This window comes from Bacteroides sp. 224 (assembly GCF_010500995.1).
In the GTDB taxonomy this organism is placed as follows: Bacteria; Bacteroidota; Bacteroidia; order Bacteroidales; family Bacteroidaceae; genus Bacteroides.
Window position 1 is genome coordinate 116,607 of record NZ_QVMK01000004.1, and the last position, 22,846, is coordinate 139,452.

Annotated in this window: 14 protein-coding genes, 2 tRNA genes and 1 pseudogene; 9 read left to right on the forward strand and 8 right to left on the reverse strand. The window is 35.6% G+C overall.

What is annotated here, in order from left to right; all coding sequences use genetic code 11:
• Positions 1 to 15: 15 nt before the first annotated feature.
• The 3 genes and pseudogenes from D0T60_RS04005 to D0T60_RS04015 form a co-directional block, all read left to right on the forward strand.
• Positions 16 to 780 (forward strand): tetratricopeptide repeat protein, encoded by a 765-nt coding sequence (locus D0T60_RS04005; protein ID WP_163216866.1) that lies wholly within the window; start codon positions 16 to 18, stop codon positions 778 to 780.
• Positions 781 to 913: 133 nt separating this feature from the next.
• Positions 914 to 1,204 carry a DNA-binding protein gene (locus tag D0T60_RS04010; protein ID WP_163216867.1) on the forward strand — a complete coding sequence of 97 codons (291 nt, stop codon included), beginning with the start codon at positions 914 to 916 and terminating at the stop codon, positions 1,202 to 1,204.
• Positions 1,205 to 1,306: 102 nt separating this feature from the next.
• Positions 1,307 to 2,010, forward strand: a pseudogene (locus D0T60_RS04015) (universal stress protein); the annotation flags it as partial.
• A 208-nt stretch (positions 2,011 to 2,218) separates the two neighbouring features.
• Here the strand turns inward: D0T60_RS04015 and D0T60_RS04020 are convergent.
• Both D0T60_RS04020 and gyrA read right to left on the reverse strand, forming a co-directional pair.
• A complete protein-coding gene (locus tag D0T60_RS04020) occupies positions 2,219 to 3,457 on the reverse strand; it encodes a tetratricopeptide repeat protein (protein WP_163216868.1) in 1,239 nt (412 codons plus the stop codon).
• A 37-nt stretch (positions 3,458 to 3,494) separates the two neighbouring features.
• Entirely contained in the window at positions 3,495 to 6,005 is a 2,511-nt protein-coding gene (gyrA, locus tag D0T60_RS04025; protein ID WP_163216869.1) for a DNA gyrase subunit A, read from the reverse strand.
• 887 nt (positions 6,006 to 6,892) lie between these two features.
• Here gyrA and D0T60_RS04030 point away from each other — a divergent pair.
• From D0T60_RS04030 to D0T60_RS04050, 5 genes are all read left to right on the forward strand, one after another.
• Positions 6,893 to 9,412, forward strand: a complete 2,520-nt coding sequence (locus D0T60_RS04030) for an ATP-dependent Clp protease ATP-binding subunit (protein WP_163216870.1) — start codon at positions 6,893 to 6,895, stop codon at positions 9,410 to 9,412.
• A 96-nt stretch (positions 9,413 to 9,508) separates the two neighbouring features.
• Complete coding sequence (gene htpG, locus D0T60_RS04035; RefSeq protein ID WP_163216871.1) at positions 9,509 to 11,560, forward strand: molecular chaperone HtpG; 2,052 nt, start codon at positions 9,509 to 9,511, stop codon at positions 11,558 to 11,560.
• Between the two features lie 135 nt (positions 11,561 to 11,695).
• Positions 11,696 to 13,996: a patatin-like phospholipase family protein gene (locus D0T60_RS04040; protein WP_163216872.1), complete on the forward strand. Its 2,301-nt coding sequence runs from the start codon at positions 11,696 to 11,698 to the stop codon at positions 13,994 to 13,996.
• Positions 13,997 to 14,063: 67 nt separating this feature from the next.
• Positions 14,064 to 14,140 (forward strand) — tRNA-Arg (locus D0T60_RS04045).
• Positions 14,141 to 14,155: 15 nt separating this feature from the next.
• Positions 14,156 to 14,229 (forward strand) — tRNA-Arg (locus D0T60_RS04050).
• A 186-nt stretch (positions 14,230 to 14,415) separates the two neighbouring features.
• Here D0T60_RS04050 and dapA read toward each other — a convergent pair.
• Together dapA and ligA are read right to left on the reverse strand one after the other, a co-directional pair.
• Positions 14,416 to 15,309 (reverse strand): 4-hydroxy-tetrahydrodipicolinate synthase, encoded by an 894-nt coding sequence (gene dapA / locus D0T60_RS04055; protein WP_370524377.1) that lies wholly within the window; start codon positions 15,307 to 15,309, stop codon positions 14,416 to 14,418.
• Positions 15,310 to 15,405: 96 nt separating this feature from the next.
• Positions 15,406 to 17,421 (reverse strand): NAD-dependent DNA ligase LigA, encoded by a 2,016-nt coding sequence (ligA, locus tag D0T60_RS04060; RefSeq protein WP_163216874.1) that lies wholly within the window; start codon positions 17,419 to 17,421, stop codon positions 15,406 to 15,408.
• A 75-nt stretch (positions 17,422 to 17,496) separates the two neighbouring features.
• On the opposite strand from ligA, the gene trmD reads away from it, so the two are divergent.
• Positions 17,497 to 18,174, forward strand: a complete 678-nt coding sequence (trmD, locus tag D0T60_RS04065; protein WP_163216875.1) for a tRNA (guanosine(37)-N1)-methyltransferase TrmD — start codon at positions 17,497 to 17,499, stop codon at positions 18,172 to 18,174.
• Positions 18,175 to 18,252: 78 nt separating this feature from the next.
• Here trmD and D0T60_RS04070 read toward each other — a convergent pair whose 3' ends face one another.
• The 4 genes from D0T60_RS04070 to holA form a co-directional block, all read right to left on the reverse strand.
• A complete protein-coding gene (locus tag D0T60_RS04070; protein WP_163216876.1) occupies positions 18,253 to 19,164 on the reverse strand; it encodes a dihydroorotate dehydrogenase in 912 nt (303 codons plus the stop codon).
• Positions 19,152 to 19,928, reverse strand: coding sequence for a dihydroorotate dehydrogenase electron transfer subunit (locus D0T60_RS04075; RefSeq protein WP_163216877.1), 777 nt, complete (start codon positions 19,926 to 19,928; stop codon positions 19,152 to 19,154). The genes D0T60_RS04070 and D0T60_RS04075 overlap by 13 nt, the downstream gene beginning before the upstream one ends.
• Before the next feature lie 76 nt (positions 19,929 to 20,004).
• Complete coding sequence (locus D0T60_RS04080; RefSeq protein ID WP_163216878.1) at positions 20,005 to 20,505, reverse strand: helix-turn-helix domain-containing protein; 501 nt, start codon at positions 20,503 to 20,505, stop codon at positions 20,005 to 20,007.
• A 1,304-nt stretch (positions 20,506 to 21,809) separates the two neighbouring features.
• Positions 21,810 to 22,829: a DNA polymerase III subunit delta gene (holA, locus tag D0T60_RS04085; RefSeq protein WP_163216879.1), complete on the reverse strand. Its 1,020-nt coding sequence runs from the start codon at positions 22,827 to 22,829 to the stop codon at positions 21,810 to 21,812.
• Between the last annotated feature and the right edge of the window lie 17 nt (positions 22,830 to 22,846).

The window sequence follows — 22,846 nt, forward strand, 5'->3', positions numbered from 1 at the left end:
ATGCAGGATTTTATTATGAAAAAAATATTATTGTTTACCTTGAGCTTATGTATAGCTGTTTGTTCCTTTGCTCAGGAATCATGGAATCTGGATCAGGTAAAAGCACAAGCCGATAGTGCTTACATGAATAATGATTATGCTACAGCTGTTCAACTCTATGAATCTATGTTAGAGCATGGGGAAGCAGCAGAAATATACTATAATTTAGGTAATAGCTATTATAAATCAGATAATATAGCGAAAGCCATATTGAATTATGAACGCGCATTACTATTAAATCCAAGTAATGATGACATTCAAGCTAATCTTGAAATTGCGCGTAGTAAGACTGTAGACAAGGTGGAGGAAGTACATGAGATTTTCTATATCAGCTGGATTAAATCTTTAATTAATACAGCAAGTATAGATACTTGGGCTAAATGGGCCATTACGTTTTTTATTCTTTTCATACTTGCCATGTATTTCTTTATCTTCTCCAAGCAATCATTGTTAAAGAAGTTAGGTTTTATAGGAGGAATTGTTTTTCTTCTGTTTACAATTTGCAGTAACTCATTTGCATCCTATCAAAAAAACATTTTGCTGAATAGAAATACAGCCATAGTCGTTACTCCAAGTGTTACTGTTCGAAGTACTCCTGACGGAAGTGGTACTAGTCTATTTATTTTACATGAAGGTAGAAAAGTCAAAATAAAGGATAATTCGATGAAAACATGGAAAGAAATCACGCTTGAGGACGGCAAAGTGGGTTGGATTGCTGCATCGGATATCGAAATTATTTAAAATTGCCCCATCTGATAAACAGTCTTTTTTTATCAAAAATATATATAAATAATTTGATTTATCCTTTTTTTTTCCTAAGTTTATAGCGTGATACTTTTAGTATATAGTATTAACCAGTTAAATTTAGGTAATCATGAGAACAATAACTTTCAATGAACTTCGTAAGATCAAAGACTCATTGCCAAACGGTAGTATGCACAGAATAGCTGATGAATTAGGGCTTAGTGTCAGCACAGTCAGAAACTTCTTCGGTGGTCACAATTTCAAAGAGGGGAAAAGTGTCGGAATACATCTTGAGCCTGGTCCGGATGGGGGGCTTGTGATGATTGATGATACAACAGTCTTGGATCGGGCACTGAAGATATTAGATGAACTAAATATAGAAATGCAAAAAGAAGAAACTACCGAAGCAGCTCAAGTCTAAAAAATATATGAATAATAAAAATCCCAATTGTAACAAGTTAATAAACAATTGGGATTTCTTATATATTATCATTTCAATATCTCATTAAATAAAAGAAATCTTATGGAAGAAAAATTAGTAACTTTAGCCATTCTGACTTATTCAAAAGCTCAGATTCTTAAAAGTGTACTGGAAAATGAAGGTATAGAAGCATATATTCATAATGTTAATCAGATACAACCGATCATTTCATCAGGAGACGTGTTCGAATCAAAGAAAGTGATTTACCACGTGCATTGAAGATTATTGAAAGTTCAGCATGGCTCTCAGAGGATGTAGTAGGAGAGAAGGAACCCGAAAATAAGTTTCTGGGCACTCCCAAAATATTAGTACCTATCGACTTTTCCGATTATTCGATGAAAGCATGTGAGATAGGATTTAATTTTGCCCAAACAATAGATGCAGAAGTAATTCTGTTACATGTATATTTTACGCCCATATATGCTTCATCATTACCTTACGGAGATGTTTTTAATTACCAAATTGCAGATGAAGAGAGTTTGAAAAACATCATTCAGAAGATTAATCACGACATAAATGAACTCTCCAATAAGATAAAGGAAAATATTCAAATAGGTAAATTCCCAGATATTAAATTCCAATGCTTATTGCAAGAAGGCATTCCGGAGGAAGAAATATTAAGATATTCCAAGGAGGAACATCCGCTGTTAATTATCATGGGAACACGTGGTAAGAATCAAAAAGATATTGATCTAATTGGTAGCGTAACTGCCGAGGTTATAGACCGAAGCAAAGTTCCATTGGTTATCAAATAAGAAGAGTGCCTTACTTCGACAAGTGGATAAAAACACATTGAGGGGTAAGGTCTTTTTTATATCATTATTCTAATTAAACATAATACGAATTATATTTTTTCATATTGTTATAATATAACTCTTTGATTCTGAAATAGATACGAAAAAAGGGATCTGCTTTTGTAGATCCCTTTTCAAATTTATTTTTTTATCATTGAATTTACAGTCCTAAGATTTTTTCCATCTCTTCGAACTCTTTACCCATATTCAAATTATAATAAATTCTATAAAGTCCATTTGCCCAAAGTCCGCTTTCATCTGGCTTCAATTCTCTAACCTTTTCATAATAAGGTCTTGCCAACTCGTAGTATTTCTTAATTTCAGCCTGATCTTTAGCATATTTAGGACTATTTATATCAGTAGTTGCTTTATCAGAATAATCTTGCGCTAACTGACAATAAACCAAACCTAAATTTGAATTAGCTTCTGCATTATCAGAATCTAATTCAATTGTTTTCTTATATGCTTCAATAGATTTATCATAATCCTTCATATTATGATAAAGGTAACCTTTTACATAATAATTGAAAGGACTGCTAGGATCAGTAGCGATCATCTTATCTACGAACTCCATTGCTTCACCATATTTTTCATTTTTGCTGTAGTAATCAATCAAATTACCAAAGAAATACTGATGAGTTGGAAATTTCTGCAAACCGGTTTTCAATGTTTCAATCCATTTAATAGAGTCTTTAACAGTACTTTCTTCTGCACTATATGCCACTGCCGAAAATTCTAAAACGAATTTACCTACTTCCGGGTCTTCTACTGCATAAGGAGCATACTTTAAAACTGCAACATAATCCTTTTGTTTAGCAGCAGCTAAAGCAGCATAATATGCAACTTGCGCAAGAAGAGTATCATTTGCCAGAATATTTTCTCCCTCGAATATAGGATGCGAAGGCCCGTCAATATACATAGCAAAGAATTCTAATGCTTTTTTATTACCTTCGTCGTCACCTTTATTGAAATATTGAATTCCTCCATTAATAAGATTGGCACGCTCTGGTTTCAGATATCCAGCATTTGTTTTTCTATATTTATTTTTAATTTTACCTTTTTCATTAGGTACTTGTGCCAAATCATCGCATTTTAAAAAGTAATTATACATGCCCAAAGCGCTATTATATACACCAAGTTCATCATAAGGTTTCTTTAAATATGCTTTCTCCATTTCCTTCTCATTGTACTTCTTTTCAATAAGACCAGCTACATCCCAAGTATCTGCATTATCTTTAGTTTCGGGATTTTTCAGTGCTCCGGAAATAAGGTCTCTCGCCTTTTTTAAATCTGGTTTTACTTCATTTAAAATAGCTTTAGCCTCTTTCACAGCTTTAATTTGACCAAAAGAAAGAGTCGTTGTCACCATTAAAGCAATTAAAAATAATACTCTTTTCATAATCTTTTAAATTAGTAATTAATAATATTATGTGTGCCTATTCTTCGTTATTTTCGTCGATATTCTCATTCACATCTTCTCCTTCAGGAAGTTCTTCCTCTTGTTCGGATGTTACCTTACACACAGAACCAATCTGATCGTTTCGTTTTTCAAGATTAATTAAACGAACTCCTTGTGTAGCACGTCCCATAATACGAACATCTCCCACCTTCAAACGAATAGTAATACCTGATTTATTTATAATCATTAGGTCATTTTCATCGGTTACTGACTTGATGGCAACCAATTTACCCGTTTTATCTGTAATGTTCATGGTTTTAACACCTTTACCACCACGGTTTGTCTTACGATAATCTTCCAGTTCAGAACGTTTTCCATATCCTTGCTCAGAAACTACCATAATAGATTCAGTTTCAGGATCTTTAATACAGATCATTCCTACTATTTCATCTTCACCATCTTCATCAAGTATCATACCGCGAACTCCGGTAGCTGTACGTCCCATTACACGAACTGCACTTTCATGGAAACGTATTGCACGACCATTACGGTTGGCTATAACTATTTCGTTGTTTCCATTCGTCATACGTACTTCAATAACCTGGTCGTCTTCACGAATAGTGATTGCATTCACCCCGTTTTGACGTGGACGAGAATACTGTTCCAGCAATGTCTTCTTTATTACACCTTTCTTAGTACAGAACAATACATAATGACTGTTGATAAATTCAGTATCTCCTAAATTCTTCACACGCAAATAAGCATTTACTGCGTCGTCAGAATCGATATTCAATAAGTTCTGAATAGCACGTCCTTTGGAATTCTTAGTTCCTTCCGGTATTTCATACACTTTAAGCCAGTAGCATTTACCCTTCTGAGTAAAGAACATCATGGTGTTATGCATAGTGGCCGGATATATATGCTCTACAAAGTCTTCATCCCTTGTTTCAGTACCTTTGGAGCCCACTCCGCCCCTATTCTGAGAACGGAATTCAGCTAATGGAGTACGTTTAATATATCCCATGTGCGAAATTGTTATAATCATCTCATCATCGGCATAGAAATCTTCTGGATTGAATTCTTCGGAAGAATAAACGATCTCCGAACGACGTTTATCGCCATATTTAGCTTTAACTTCCAACAATTCTTCCCTGATAACCTCTTTACAACGTTCTTCATTGTTCAGAATTTCTTCGTATCCGGCTATTTGCTTCATTACTTCATCATATTCTGCATGAAGCTGATCTTGCATCAGACCAGTTAACTGACGCAAACGCATTTCAACAATAGCGCGGGCCTGTATTTCTGTCAGTTCAAATCGCTCAATCAAGTTATTTATTGCATCTGCCGGCGTTTTGGCAGCACGAATAATACGAATAACTTCGTCAATATTGTCAGAAGCAATGATTAAACCTTCCAGAATATGAGCACGTTCTTTGGCCTTGCGAAGATCATATTGAGTGCGACGAATAACCACTTCATGTCTATGTGCCACAAAGTTGGAAATCATATCAAGCAAATTCAATGTTTTTGGACGACCATTTACGAGTGCTACATTATTCACCCCAAATGATGTCTGCAAAGCAGTCATCTTATAGAGTTTATTCAATACCACACTTGCATTAGCATCGCGTTTAATATCAATAACGATACGCATACCTTCGCGGTCGGATTCATCATTTGCATTCGAAATACCCTCTATTTTCTTATCATTAACTAAATCTGCAATGTATTTAATTAACTCAGCCTTATTTACATTATAAGGTATTTCAGTAACAACTATCTTATCATGATTATTTCCGGTTTCTATTTCTGCACGTGCACGCATAATTACGCGCCCACGACCGGTTAAATACGATTCGCGTACTCCGCTTATTCCATAAATAAAGCCACCTGTCGGGAAATCGGGAGCTTTTACATACTCCATCAGTTCTTCAACTTCTATATCTTGATTGTTAACATAAGCAATACAAGCATCGATTACTTCCGATAGATTGTGAGGTGGCATATTGGTGGCCATACCTACAGCAATGCCCGATGCCCCATTAATCAACAGGTTTGGTATACGGGTAGGCATTACTTTAGGTTCTGACAGTGTATTGTCAAAGTTTGGCTCAAAATCTACAGTTTCTTTATAAAGATCCTGCATCATTTCTTCACCAAGCTTATTCAGGCGGGCTTCTGTGTAACGCATAGCTGCCGGACTGTCGCCATCAACCGATCCGAAGTTACCCTGCCCGTCAACCAAAGGATAACGCATTGCCCATTCCTGAGCCATACGTACCATGGCAAAATATACGGATGAATCGCCATGTGGGTGATATTTACCCAATACTTCACCTACAATTCTGGCGGATTTTTTATATGGTTTATCTGAAGTATTTCCCAGTTCCATCATTCCATAAAGGATTCTCCGATGAACGGGCTTAAATCCATCTCTAACATCAGGAAGAGCACGAGATACAATCACAGACATCGAATAATCGATGTACGATGACTTCATTTCTTCCTCAATGTTAATCTTTATAATTCTGTCTTGTTCAAGCATTTAAAAAGATTATTAATTATACATTTTTGGGCTTATAAAAAACCTCGCTAAATTACTGCTTTTTTACGATATACAAAAGGGTTTCGGAGAAAACTTTCCCCTATAAATAATGACATTTTTAAGATTATAAAAGATTTTTCGTTGTATACTATCTGATAAGATGAAAATTTAATAATAAAATTCAATTAGTTAACAAGCGAAATAATTTACATATTTTGAATTGATTCAAATTTTATCTATGAGTGAGGATATACCCTTCTATTACTTACACTACAAAGGTATCAACTACGAGATTTTGTCAAGAGCATTTCGATATCTTAAGAATGACAATCGATCGATTATCAGAAAATAGTATTAAAATCTCTTCCAGAAGAATTGTGGGTATAATTAAAGCTTATTGCTTTTCAAACCCCTTCAATATGAGCATCTAGCACTAAATCCCCAATCATAAAGGGCTAAACTTCCAGACATATAGCTCTATATGTTTTGCAATATAGGGCTAAATGACAAAAACTACAGGGCTATATATCTGGGAATTTAGTGCTAAATGCTGGCATAGTTAATCATCGTCAAAAAACTATTGCTTTTCTGATAGTAATAAGAAGATTGCTTATCTTTATATAAAGATATCTCATCACATATAATTAACGAGAAGTAAATATTCAATATAAAATAAGTATTTTTCTTGTCTTCTATATTGATATATTGATATCTACATCACCCCTTCACTTTATTTTAAATTAAATAAAAACAGAAGAGTTATTTGATCAATTATGGCACGATGTTTGTTACATCATTATAAAACAATAAAATAGTGCATATAAACAGAAATATATTATATTTGTATTGAACAACAACTAAACCTTTTAATATAAGGAGATATTTATATGAATAATCAATTCTCACAGAAAGTTTCGGAAATCATCATATATAGCAAAGAAGAAGCCAATCGCTTAAAAAATGGCTATATAGGACCGGAGCATCTATTGCTCGGGTTGATTCGCGGCGGTGAAGGAAAAGCCGTCGAAGTCTTGTCAAGACTCAATATTGACTTTGCTGATATAAAGACACGCATTGAAGCTATATTAAAGAAGTATCAAGATGAAATGCTACTTCCAAATGCGGACATACCTTTATCTAACGAAGCAGCCAAAATACTGAAAATGTGTATATTGGAAGCTCGATTATTGAAAAAAGATGTAGCTGACACAGAACATATTCTACTCGCTATACTTAAAGATAAGAATAATGTGGCTGCCAACGTTTTAGAGGAAAACGACGTGGATTACAAAAAAGTATTTGAACAAGTATCGTTGCAACCTGATATTACCTCGGGCATGAGTTTTGACGATGAAGACGACGACGATATGGACGCACCTCATTCCGAAGGTCGTCAACAAACCGCTGCTCCAAAGAAACCGACTAATGAAACTCCCGTACTGGACAATTTTGGTACGGATATGACAAAAGCGGCCGAAGAAGGCAAACTTGACCCGGTGGTAGGAAGAGAGCGCGAAATAGAACGTTTGGCGCAAATTTTGAGTCGCCGTAAAAAGAATAATCCGGTACTGATAGGTGAGCCGGGAGTTGGAAAATCTGCCATTGTTGAAGGATTAGCTCTCCGCATTGTTCAGAAAAAAGTATCGCGTATCTTATTCGACAAACGTGTAGTGGCTTTGGATATGGCTTCTGTTGTAGCAGGAACAAAGTATCGTGGCCAGTTTGAAGAGCGTATACGTTCTATACTTAATGAGTTACAGAAAAACCCGAATGTAATCTTATTTATAGATGAGATACATACAATTGTAGGTGCAGGTTCTGCTGCCGGCTCTATGGATGCTGCCAATATGTTGAAACCTGCTTTGGCACGTGGGGAGATACAATGCATCGGCGCTACCACTCTTGATGAATATAGGAAAAACATTGAAAAAGATGGTGCTTTGGAGCGCCGTTTCCAAAAGGTATTGGTAGAGCCAACTACTCCGGAAGAAACATTGCAGATTCTTCGAAATATTAAAGAAAAATATGAAGATCATCACAATGTTACCTATACAGATGCCGCTTTAGAGGCTTGTGTGAAGTTAACCGACCGTTATATCACGGATCGCAATTTCCCGGATAAAGCAATTGATGCACTCGATGAATCAGGATCACGCGTTCATTTAACTAATATCAATGTACCTAAAGAAATAGAAGAACAAGAGCATCTGATAGAAGAAGCCAAAATAAAGAAAAATGAAGCTGTAAAATCTCAAAATTATGAACTTGCCGCCAGTTTCAGAGATAAAGAAAAAGAACTTTCTTCTCAACTGGAAGTAATGAAAAAAAATTGGGAGGCAAAACTCAAAGAACATCGTGAAATTGTTGACGAAGAAGAAATTGCAAATGTCGTTTCAATGATGTCCGGAGTACCTGTACAGCGTATGGCTCAAGCAGAAGGCATCAAATTATCAGGGATGAAAGAAGATCTGAAAGCAAAAGTAATTGCTCAAGATACTGCCATTGACAAGTTAGTGAAAGCTATACTACGTAGCCGTGTTGGCTTGAAAGACCCTAACAGACCTATTGGGACATTTATGTTTCTGGGACCTACCGGTGTTGGTAAAACACACTTAGCAAAGGAATTAGCCAAATATATGTTCGGATCATCTGATGCCTTAATACGCATTGATATGAGCGAATACATGGAGAAATTTACCGTGTCTCGTTTAGTCGGAGCACCTCCGGGATATGTTGGTTACGAAGAAGGTGGACAATTAACAGAGAAAGTTCGTCGCAGACCTTACTCAATCGTATTACTTGATGAGGTAGAAAAAGCACATCCTGATGTATTTAACCTCTTGCTTCAGGTGATGGATGAAGGACGTTTGACTGACAGTCTTGGCAGAATTGTAGACTTCAAAAATACCGTTATTATCATGACTTCCAATATTGGTACACGCCAGTTGAAAGACTTTGGTAAAGGTGTAGGATTTGCTGCTCAGATACGTACGGATGATATGGAACATTCGAGAAGTGTGATACAAAAAGCTTTAAATAAATCTTTTGCTCCCGAGTTTCTGAATCGTGTTGATGAGATAATTACCTTTGATCAACTACCTTTGGAAGCTATCAAGAAAATTATCGACATTGAGCTGAAAGGACTTTATGACAGACTTGAATCTATTGGGTACAAATTGGCCGTAGAAGATAAAGCCAAAGAATTTATCGCCATCAAAGGATATGATGTTCAATATGGTGCACGCCCATTGAAACGAGCCATACAGACATACCTGGAAGATGGAATTTCTGAACTAATAATATCTTCTTCGTTAAAAGAGGGCGATACAATTAATGTCTCTTTAAACGAAGAAAAGGGTGAATTGGATATGAAAGTAAAGTCTGTTAAGAGCAGAAAAAAGGAATAAAAAAGAGTTTGTAATACGTCAAAATGTCAGGCCAATTGGTCTGGCATTTTTTTTGCAATTCGTTGTATGGAAAATTAATTATAAATTAAATAAACTATGAGTAAGCAAAAAGGTAATATTGGGGTTACTACGGAAAATATTTTCCCCATTATCAAAAAGTTTTTGTATAGTGATCATGAAATCTTTCTTAGAGAATTAGTTTCGAATGCTGTAGATGCTACCCAAAAGCTAAAAACACTGGCATCCATGAGTGATTTTACAGGTGAATTGGGCGATCTTGCTGTTCGCGTTTCATTAGGAAAGAAAACAATCACCATTTCCGATCGTGGTATCGGACTTACAGCCGAAGAAATTGATAAATATATCAATCAGATTGCCTTCTCGGGAGCTAATGATTTCCTTGAAAAATACAAGAATGATGCAAATGCCATTATAGGTCATTTCGGACTTGGTTTTTATTCAGCTTTTATGGTATCTAAAAAGGTTGAGATCATTACAAAATCATACAGAGAAGGTGCCCAAGCTGTTAAATGGACTTGCGATGGAAGCCCTGAATTCACTCTGGAAGAAGTTAAGAAAGAAGATCGCGGAACCGATATTATTCTTTATATTGATGATGAATCTAAAGAATTCTTAGAAGAAGATCGCGTATCCTCGTTATTGAAGAAGTATTGCAGCTATTTGCCTACCCCCATTGCATTCGGCAAAAAGAAAGAGTGGAAAGATGGCAAACAAGTAGAAACCGAAGAAGACAATATCATCAACAATACTAATCCGCTTTGGACACGTAAACCAAGCGAATTAACAGATGAAGACTATAAGAAATTCTACCGCGATCTTTACCCAATGTCTGATGAGCCTTTATTCTGGATTCATTTAAATGTGGACTATCCATTCCATCTGACAGGTATCCTCTACTTCCCAAGAGTTAAATCAAATATTGATCTGACAAAAAATAAAATTCAGCTATATTCTAATCAGGTATATGTTACAGACTCTGTAGAAGGTATAGTTCCCGACTTTCTTACGCTTCTCCATGGAGTTATCGACTCTCCGGATATTCCATTGAACGTATCTCGTTCTTATCTACAAAGCGATTCAAATGTGAAGAAGATTTCAGCTCACATAACCAAGAAAGTTTCAGATCGCTTACAATCTATCTTCAAAAACGACAGAAAGCAATTTGAAGAAAAGTGGAATGATCTTAAAATATTCATCAACTACGGAATGCTTACACAAGATGATTTCTACGAAAAAGCACAGAAATTTGCTTTATTCACAGATACCGACGACAAGCATTATACTTATGAGGAATATAAAGCATTAATCAATGATAATCAAACAGATAAAGATAAAACTCTTGTTTATTTATATTCAAGCAATAAGAATGAGCAATACAGTTATATCGAAGCTGCTACCAATAAAGGATACAATGTATTATTGCTCGACGGACAATTAGATGTAGCATTAGTCAGCATGTTGGAACAGAAATTTGAGAAATCTCGTTTCACCCGTGTAGACAGTGATATTGTCGACAATCTAATCGTAAAAGATGAACAAAAGGCTGATAATTTGGCATCTGATAAGCAAGAAGCCTTGTCTGCTACATTCAAAAGTCAGCTTCCTAAAATAGAAAAAGTTGAATTTAGTGTAGTTACACAGTCTTTGGGCGAAAATAGTAACCCTGTAATGATTACCCAAAGCGAGTATATGCGTCGTATGAAAGAAATGGCCAATATACAAGCCGGCATGAGTTTTTACGGTGAAATGCCCGATATGTTCAACTTGGTATTGAATGCTGATCATAAATTAATTAAAAATGTTCTGGAAGACGGAGAAAAAGCATGTGCTACTGAAATTTCTCCCATAAACGAGGAAATGGCACAAGTTGACAAGCGTCGTAATGAGTTAAGAAAAGAACATGAGAATAAGAAAGATGAAGAAGTTCCAACTGCCGAAAAAGACGAATTGAACAATTTGGATGGCAAATGGGATGAACTGAAAAATAAAAAAGATTCTGTGTTTGCTCAATACGCCACAAATAATAAAGTGGTTCGTCAGTTAATAGATTTAGCCCTTTTACAAAATAATATGTTGAAAGGAGAAGCTCTTAACAACTTCGTAAAACGAAGCATAGATCTGATCTGATTATAATCAGAATACTAATAAATATAAAAAGAGCGTTATACAACAAAGTATAATGCTCTTTTTATTGGAATAAAACCAAAGCTTTTGAAAACTATTTTCTATATTTGAGCCACAAAGCAATAGCAGCATTGTAATATGAAAAAGGTACTCTTAACTATACTGTTTTTTTTACTCCAGATTCCTACTCTACATGCACAAAAAGTAGGTTTGGTACTTAGTGGAGGGGGTGCTAAAGGAATGACTCATATTGGCATTATCCGTGCTTTGGAGGAAAACAATATTCCAATCGATTATATAACAGGTACTTCCATGGGGGCAATTATCGGCTCCATGTATGCCATGGGATATTCTCCTGATGAAATGGCTGAATTAATTTCTTCTGAAGATTTTAAGCGCTGGTACACTGCTGTTGTCGAAGAGGATTACAGGTATTATTTCAAATCTAACAGACAAACTCCGGAATTTTTTAATATTCGCATGTCTCTTAAAGACTCCCTCAACCTCAAACCGCAAATATTGCCTACACACATTGTAAACCCCATTCAAATGAATTTGGTTTTTATTCAGTTGTTTGCATCGGCTACAGCGGCATGCCAAGGGAGTTTCGACAATCTGTTTGTTCCATTTCGCTGTGTAGCGGCCGATGTATACAATAAAAAACAGCTTATTTTAGGAAATGGAGATCTGGGAGATGCTGTACGCGCCTCTATGAGTTTCCCTTTCGTTTTTAAACCCATTCCTATAGATGGCGTTCTTGCTTACGATGGCGGAATCTACAATAACTTTCCTGTAGATATTATGCAAGATGAGTTCAACCCTGATATAATTATAGGTTCTGTAGTTGCTAAAAATCCTCCTAAACCCAAAGAAGACGATTTGATGAGCCAGATTGATAATATGGTGATGCAAAAAACCGATTACACGATGGCCGATTCTCTTGGTGTGCTCCTGACCTTTAAATATACGGATGTTACTTTATTAGATTTTCATCGTCTTGAAGAACTTGAAAAGATAGGTTATGATAAGACTATGAGTATGATGGACTCCATAAAATCCAGAATTCCTCGCAGAGTAAATGCAGATAATATACGCCTGAGAAGAATGGTGTATCGCAGTAGCTATCCTGAATTACGTTTCAAAAATTTGTATATTGAAGGAGCCAACTCTCAGCAACAATCTTATATCAAAAAAGAATTCAGAGAATCAGAGAACGAAATTTTTGATTATGAAGACATAAAACGCGCTTATTTCCGCCTATTATCCGATAACATCATATCCGAAATTATTCCTAAAGCTGTTTATAAAAAAGAGGAAGACATCTTTGACCTATACTTAAAAGTCAAAATGGAACATAAATTTTCGCTTAAATTTGGAGGTAGTGTATCCACTACAAGTTCTAACCAAATTTATGTAGGATTAAGCTATCAAGACTTAAATTATTATTCGAAAGAGTTCATGTTAGACGGTCAAATCGGTAAAGTATATAATAATGCACAGTTTATGGCCAAAGTTGATTTTCCGACTTCTATACCGACCTCTTATCGACTTATAGCATCTCTTACAACATTTGATTACTTTAAGAATGATAAAATATTCGGTAGAAACAAACCAGCCTTCAACCGCAAAGATGAACGATTTATAAAACTATACCTGGCACTTCCTTTTTTATCGAGTAAAAGAGCTGATTTCAGTATCGGTTTAGCTGAATTTAAAGACCGATACTTTCAAAATAATGTTATCAACTTTGAAGAGGACAAATATGATAAAAACTCTTATATGCTTTTCGGAGGGTCTATCAGTATCAATGGAAGTACATTAAATAGCAGACAATATGCAACCAGAGGATATCGCGAATTCCTTACTGCTCAAATATATACAGGTAAGGAGAAATATATACCAGGATTAACCACCCTTGATCCGAGTCTTCCTTTTAAAAAGCATCATGCGTGGTTACAATTGTCTTATTTGCGAGAAGATTATCATAAAATAAGTTCCAAATTCACTTTGGGAAGTTATGTGCAAGCCTTATATGCTTCGAAAAATTTCTCCGAAAATTATACGGCTACTCTTTTGCAGGCAGGAGAATTTGCTCCCACTCCTTATAGTCAACTAACTTATAATGAAGCTTTCCGGGCAAATCAATTTGTCAGCGCAGGAATAAAACCAATCTATCACTTAAATGATTTATTTCATCTAAGAGGAGAATTTTATGGTTTCATGCCTATTTATCCAATAGAAAGGAACAGTTTAAGCAATGCTTATTACGGAAAAGCATTCTCTAAGTTTGAATACATTGGAGAGGTATCTGTTATTTGTCAGCTTCCTTTTGGTACGATTGCTGCCTATCTCAATCATTTCAGCTCACCGGCGAAGGAGTGGAATGTAGGGCTAACCATCGGTTGGCAGCTATTTAATAACCGTTTCATCGATTATTAATAAAAAAAACAGGAAAAAGATTTGTATAATTACAAAAAAGCCCTATCTTTGCACCCGTTAAAGAAATGGCCGCGTAGCTCAACTGAATAGAGTAGCTGACTACGGATCAGCCGGTTACAGGTTTGAATCCTGTCGCGGTCACCATTCAGAAACAAAAACGGTCGCGTAGCTCAACTGAATAGAGTAGCTGACTACGGATCAGCCGGTTACAGGTTTGAATCCTGTCGCGATCACAAAGATCCTCTGCATTTGCAGGGGATTTTTTGTTTGTTCGCCCAGCATGGATATATTGACAGGCCGTAACAAGATTCTTTCACGGCCGCAACAAGTTTTTTCTACGGCCGTGACAAAACTCTGCCGCGGCCGTGGAAAAAACTGACATAAGAAGTTATGTGATAAATATGTGATTCATTTCCGAATCAACACTTAATATTCAAGTTGTTCAATACCTTTCTGATTGCCTCGAAAGTAGTAATGCGAGTAGGTACCAATGGCAAACGAAGTTTATTTTCAATCATTCCCATCGCGCTTAATATTGATTTTACTCCGGCGGGGTTCCCATCAACAAAAAGCAAATCAAATAGCTCAGTAAAACGATGATGTATTTGCAGAGCATTAGCATAATCTCCTTGCAGTGCTAATCGGGTCATGCGACTGAATTCTTTGGGAAATGCATTACCTATAACAGAAATCACACCTACAGCTCCTAAAGTGATTAAAGGAAAAGCTACACCATCATCACCAGATATCACATCAAAGCTCTCCGGCTTATTTTTAATGATATCATCCATCTGGCTGATATTGCCTGAGGCTTCTTTAATAGCTATAACATTTTTAAATTCACGAGCAATGCGCAATGTAGTGGCCGCTGTCATATTGACCCCTGTACGCCCAGGAACATTATATAACACAATTGGAAGTTCTGTAGCTTCAGCAATTGCTTTATAATGCTGATAGATACCCTCTTGTGATGGTTTATTGTAATAAGGAACCACAGATAATATGGCATCAACCCCGGTGAAATCGTCGTTTTTTAGCTGTTGAACAAGAGCACGGGTATTATTTCCACCTACACCTAACAAGATAGGAACTTTTCCATTGACACGTTCAACCACCAGCTCTTTGATTTTCTTTTTTTCTTCTTCTGTCAATGTGGGGGTTTCGGCAGTGGTACCAAGCACGCATATATAATCGGCATTGTTTTGCACCAAATAATCTACCATACGAATCAAAGCATCATAATCTATGCTTTCATCTTCTTTAAATGGAGTAATTAAAGCTACTCCCATTCCTTTCAATCGAGTTGTATGTATCATGACTCTTATTAATCCCTCTTTTTTGAATTAGTGGCAAAAGTACGATTATTTTTATTTATTTCTCGTATTATCATTGCATAAATTCAGATAAACTTAGTTTTTTGTGTCAAAATCATAACGAGAGAGGAATTCATCTTCACTAAGAATCTCTACTCCGAGCTTTTGAGCTTTCTCAAGTTTGGCGGGTCCCATATTATCGCCGGCTAATATAAAGCTTGTTTTGGACGAAATACTTCCCACATTCTTTCCACCATTCTTTTCTATCATCTCTTTATATTCATCTCTGGAATGATGCATAAACACCCCACTGATAACAATAGAAAGTCCTGAAAGCTTATTTGTATAGCTGCTCATATCTTCCTCGGAACGACTAAATTGCACTCCGGCATTCTTCAGAGCATCTACAAGTTCTCTGTTGGAAGGATTAGAAAAATAAGCAATAATGCTTTGTGCTATTTTGGTTCCAATCTCATCTACGTTCGTTAATCTTTCAAGATCGGCATTTTCAAGTTCTTCGATATTGGCAAATGAACGACTCAGTTTTTTAGCCACAGTTTCACCTACAAATCGAATACCTAAGGCGAATATCGTTCTTTCGAAAGGTACTTCTTTACTGTTGTTAATGCCTCGGATGATATTTTCAGCAGATTTTTCGCCCATTCTTTCCAGACCTTTTATATCATCTACGGTTAATTTGTATAAGTCGGCTGTATTCTTTATCAATCCAATTTTATAGAAAAGATCTACTGTTTCAGGTCCTAAACCATCAATATTCATGGCTTTACGACTGATGAAGTGTTCTATCTTACCTTTTATTTGAGGGGGACAAGCTGTTTCGTTGGGACAATAATGAGCCGCTTCTCCTTCATAACGAATTAATTTACTGCCACATTCCGGGCAAACGGTGATAAAATGCACCTTTTCGCCTAACATAAAACTTCGTGCAGCCATATCGACCTCTGTTATTTTCGGTATAATTTCTCCTCCTTTTTCTACATATACCATATCACCAACATGTAAATCGAGGTTTTCTATAATATCTGCGTTATGCAAAGAAGCACGTTTCACTACGGTACCCGATAATTGCACTGGCTCCAGATTGGCTACCGGAGTAATTGCACCTGTACGCCCTACCTGATAAGTGACCTTATTTAAACGAGTTACAGCACGTTCTGCCTGAAACTTATAAGCAATGGCCCAGCGAGGAGATTTAGCTGTAAAACCAAGATTCTTTTGCTGAATTAAGTTATTTACCTTTAAAACAATGCCATCTGTAGCTACCGGAAGATTCTTTCTTTCTATATCCCAGTACTTTATATATTCCAAAACCTCTTCCAACGTTTTACATTTACGCATGGTATCGGGTGTTTTGAATCCCCATTTAGCTGCTTCTTGCAAGTTCTCGTAATGACCATTGCAAGGCAATTTTTCGCCTAAAAGATAGTAAAGGTATGCATCGAGCTTTCTGGAAGCCACAACAGAAGAATTCTGTAATTTCAAGGTACCCGAGGCTGCATTACGCGGATTAGCGAAAAGAGCTTCTTCACGCGCTTCTCTATCTTTATTAAGTGCTTCGAAAACTTTCCAGGGCATTAATATTTCACCTCGTATTTCAAAAGAGGAAGGATAAGTATTACCATGAAGCAATAAGGGAATGCTTCGAATTGTTTTTACATTATCGGTTACATCATCACCTTTTTCACCATCTCCACGAGTAACCGCACGAATCAATCTGCCGTTCTCGTAGGTGAGGGAAATGGATGTTCCGTCATATTTCAATTCACAACAAACCTCAAAATCTTCATTCAGAGTCTTATAAGCCCGATCATAGAAATCTCGCACTTCCTCTTCGGAATATGTATTTGCCAAAGAAAGCATGGGGTATTTATGAGCTACCTGAACGAAATTTTTGTTTAAATCGCTACCAACACGCATCGTAGGAGAACTTTCGTCTTGATATTCAGGGTATTGCTGTTCCAGATCTTGCAATTCCCTCATTAAATCGTCAAATTCCTTATCGGATATTTCGGGCGTATTTAATACATAATAATTATAGTTGTGCTTGTGAAGATCTGCACGTAATTGTTCAATTCTATCTTTTGGAGTCATATAAAGCCTGATTGTTTTAGGCAAAAATACATGTTTATCTTTGAATATTCGTAATTTTGCAAAAAATTAAAAAGCATGCGTATTGATATTATAACTGTTTTGCCCGAAATGATTGAAGGATTCTTTAATTGCTCAATCATGAAACGTGCTCAGAATAAAGGACTTGCCGAAATACATATTCATAATTTAAGAGATTATGCGGTCGATAAACACCGTCGGGTAGACGACTATCCATTTGGAGGATTTGCCGGCATGGTGATGAAAATAGAGCCCATAGAGAGCTGCATTAACAAACTGAAAGCTGAAAGAACCTATGATGAAGTGATTTTCACAACTCCGGATGGGGAACAGTTCGATCAGAAAATGGCTAATACTTTATCCTTATCGGGTAATCTCATCATTCTTTGTGGGCATTTTAAAGGTATTGACTATCGTATACGCGAGCACTTAATAACCAAAGAAATCAGTATCGGCGATTATGTACTTACAGGAGGCGAACTGGCAGCGGCAGTGATGGCTGATGCCATTGTGCGCATCATCCCCGGAGTTATTTCCGATGAACAATCAGCTTTATCCGATTCCTTTCAGGATAATTTGTTGGCAGCACCCGTCTACACACGTCCTGCAGAATACAATGGATGGAAGGTTCCTGATATTTTACTTTCAGGCCATGAGGCTAATATTAAAGAATGGGAACTGCAACAATCTTTGGAGCGAACAAAAAGATTAAGACCGGATTTGCTAGAAGAATAATTTTGAGAAAAGAAAAGAGGCATGAAAAAAAATGAATCATACCTCTTTTTTTATTTAGTCGAGAATAATGTTTTTCTATCACACCTCAAGTGCACCTATAATCTCTGTAATAGACTTGTGATTATGCTTATCTAAGTAATCATTTACACCATCAATTACTTTCATGGTAACTGTCGGGTCTATAAAATTTGCTGTACCAATTTGAACAGCAGATGCACCTGCCAAATGAAACTCAACGGCATCTCTCCAATTCATTATACCGCCCAATCCAATGATTGGAATTTTTACCACTTTAGAAACTTGCCATACCATACGTAATGCGACCGGTTTTACGGCGGCTCCGGAAAGACCTCCTGTAATAGTGGACAGTACAGGACGTTTAGTATCCGCATTGATAGCCATCCCTAACATTGTATTAATTAAAGAAACACTATCCGCACCCGATTCTTCGACCGCACGAGCTATTTCGGTGATGTCGGTAACGTTGGGCGAGAGTTTTACGATAAGTGTCTTTTTGTAAGCAGAACGCACGGCTTTAACAACTTCTGCTGCTCCAGATGCAGTGACTCCAAAAGCCATTCCACCTTGCTTCACATTGGGGCAAGAGATATTTAATTCTATAGCAGGAATTTTGTCAAGTTCATTAATGATTTCAGCCGTTTTTACATAATCTTCAATGGCGGAACCGGAAACATTCACAATTATATTTGTATCGATCTCTTTTATACGAGGATATATTACATTTGCAAAGTGTTCTACTCCCTTATTTTGCAGTCCAACCGCATTTAGCATACCCGAAGGAGTCTCTGCCATCCGAGGATAGAAGTTTCCTTCACGCCTGTGAAGAGTAGTACCTTTAACTATAATACCACCTATTCGCGCTATATTAATAAAATCGGAAAACTCTTCTCCATATCCAAATGTACCTGAGGCCGTCATTACAGGATTATTCAATTTTAATCCACCAATATTTACATTTAAATCTGCCATAGTAGTTTATTTATATTAAAAACAGGACCTTCTGTACACACACATAGATGACCTTCCTGAGTGTTTTCAACACAACACAAACAAGCACCTATACCACATGCCATTGTGTTTTCTAATGACACTTCACAGTTGATATTATTCGCTTTGGCATATTTAGCCACGGCTACCATCATAGGTTTAGGACCACATGTATAAATTTGATCAAATTTTATTTGCTCTAATATAGAATGCTGAGTTACATAACCTTGTTCTCCGTAACTTCCATCTTCGGTAGTAGTATATACATCTCCATAAGCGGCAAAAAGGTCTAATTGAAGCAAATCTTTTTTACTTCGGGCTCCCAACAGAAAAACAGGTTTAAAACCTTGTTTAGAGAGTTGTTCTCCCAAGAAAAGCATAGGAGCAGTACCTACACCGCCACCTACTAATAGAAGCTTATCTGACGTTTTTTGGGGGGTAGTGAACGTATTTCCCAAAGGAAGCATTACATTTAAGAGATCACCACTACGTAATTCAGCCAAACGCTTGGTTCCGTCTCCAACAAGTTGTACCAGAAACCAGACCTCGTTTAATTTTTTATCTACAAAATTAATAGAAATAGGACGGCGTAAAAAAGTAGTAGGAGATCCGTCAATTCTTAATTCAGCAAACTGCCCCGGAAGCATATTGGGCAAGTTATCCTGAGAAGTCATTTTAAGCAAAACATTGGTATCGTTGAGCTTAACATTCTCTTTGACCATCAGGTCCAAAATAAATTTCTTCATGTAATAGAGAAAGTATATTAATTGTATTCAGACAACAAAGATACGCTAAAATGATCTACCCAACAGAGTTTATACCTTATTTTTCACCCTTAAAGATTTCATAAGTATTATCATCAAAGAAAATTCTTATTTCAGTAATTTTTCTGGGAGGCCTTTCTATATATCTAACTTCCTGTATAACAGTCTCTTTTGAGATGTTTTCAGCCTTTTCTAATGCCTTTTCCTTGCGATTTTTCGAATCATCTGATGAATCGGTCGGATTTATAGGATTCTGATCAAATAAAGAAGGTAATATTCCTTTGTTTTCTTTATTAAGTTCTTTATTTAATATAGAAGGTGATGAAAAAGGTATATTTTTAGATGAATCCGAAATTTCACCAGTACCATATAATAACCACTCCAAGTTTATATGGCTATATGCTTGATGAACTTTCATTATTACATCTAAGCTTGGTTTATTTCGTCCATTAAGAATATGAGAGAGAGTAGATTGCTGAACTCCAATGCTTTCAGCAAATGTTCCAGACTTCATATTCTCATTCTCCATGATTAAATTAATCCTATCTTTTATGTCCATAAATTCATATTTTACATATATAATGCATAATGCTGAAAATGCTGATACAAATGTAATGATAAGATTTCACAAAAGCAAATTCATAATTCACAAATATAAATATCACAAATCTAATCACTATTCACATTTGTAGCATTGTGGAAATGTAAAGATACGAATGTATAATAATCTCAACCCAAAAACAACTTAAAGTAAAACTTTAATTATATGGTATATAACATTCATTATATGCACATTAGAATAAACAAATAATGATTATTTATTTGATTTCACAAATGTAACAGTTACATAAATGGCAAATATAAAGTAACACTTTAAACACCGTATTAGTATATAGCTGATTTTAAGGTACTTAATTATTCAATATAGAACAGTTAAATACAAATGGGATCATTATAGAAACTATAATACAATAATGAACAAACCGATATATAAATTTGTATTATTCTACGATTATTCATGTATACATTTGTAATATTAGCATGTTTACGCTTGTAAACAACGCGCAGTATACATTTGTATTAGTAATATTGTTCTATATGCAACTATTATTACTCTTGTAATTTGAAGAAATCTACAAATTCGCCCCCTTTGGTTCTACTTGGTTAACAAGCATATCAATTCTCCGACTACCACCTCATACAGTCTGACTACACCGCATTAATGTGGTTAGGTAAATCTGAATAAAAAAAATTACCTTGTCCTTTTTTGAGTGAATAGTCTCTTCTGAGTTTTTTAACCACTCTATTTTTCATTTTTTACGTGTAAAGGGTCAGATGAAAGAGAATATCGAAAAATAGGAGCCTTTAAAATCGGATAAATCACTGAATATTAAATATTTACCCCCAATTTTAATACTTTAAAAAAAGTATGTTCCAGAAAATTTATGGCTAAGAATAATATAAAGAAGACTTTAACTAACAAAATGAAAGTTTTAGCATCAAATATAGAATTCAGAATATAGGAGCTTCATCGAAAAGTTTATCATTTTTGGCAAATAGCATGAAAGCTTCTAAATAATTAAAGATGTAAAAAATGAGAAACTACTTATTCGTAAAAAAAGGTTCGTAAAAAAAGAAGAGAAGAAGGGAATTTGAATAGAGAAAAAGACATATTAAAACGGAGAAAATTCAAATAAAAAATCGTAGAATAAAATGGCTTTCTATTGTAAAGGATTATTCTGCATAAAGCAATATACTAAAAGAAAATCTTATAGAAAAAACAGACATATACCTAAGCATAATCTGGCTTTACCTTTCTAATGAAAGGTAATTACAAGCAAATGGAAGAAAAAGCCTTCCGTATTAATGTAGAATTTTAAACACCAATTCTCTTAAAATATCAGCATCTGACATTGAAGAATTCCCTACTCCTTTAGATTTAGCATCAGCATATCTTATTTCTCCAACAATTTCCATAACCTTTACTCCATTGAATTTTCTCATACCAGCAACATAATCTTTAGCCTGCCATGGAGTACGAAGCCCTAACATAGCAGCTATTCCCTGATCGGATTTATCGGGAGCATAATAAGCCAACATTAAATTTGAAAAGAAACCAAATAATAAAGAAAGTGTCATTTGAATTGGATTTGTCTTTGGATTTTCTTCAAAGTATTTTATTATTTTATTAGCTTTCAATATGTCTTTTTCAATCAAAGCACTGCGCAATTCAAAATTATTATAGTCTTTACTAATACCAATGTTTCTTTCTATAAGCTCAGGGGTAACACGAGTTTGTCCGGCAGGAAGTGTAATCGCCAGCTTTTCCAATTCTCCGGTAAGTCGGCTGAGATCTGTCCCCACAAAATCAGCGAGCATGGCTACAGCTTTAGGCTCTATATCAATTGTTTTTTGTCTAAGATAAGAAGTGATAAACGCTGGTAGTTGAGCTTCTTTTATCTTTTTAGATTCGAAAAGCACCCCGGCTTTCTCTATTTCTGCGGATATTTTTTTACGTCTGTCTAATGTTCCATGTTTATGGCAAAACACCAATATGGTAGAAAGCAAAGGTTTTTGCAAATAATAAACCAATTCATCTATATTACGCATAGATTGTGATTCTTTCACCACAACTACCTGGTAATTAGACATCATCGGATAACGTTTAGCAGCATTTATTACGGTAGAGATATCAGTATCCATTCCATAAAGTACCGTTTGATTAAACTCTTTTTCTTCTTCCGTAAGTATACAATCAATGATATAATCAGAAATCTTGTCAATAAAGTAAGACTCCTCTCCCATCAAATAATATACCGGCTGGTATTTACCTGCTTTCAAATCTCTGATTATATCATCGTATGTAAGTTCTTGCTTTGCCATAAATTAGGATAAATGTA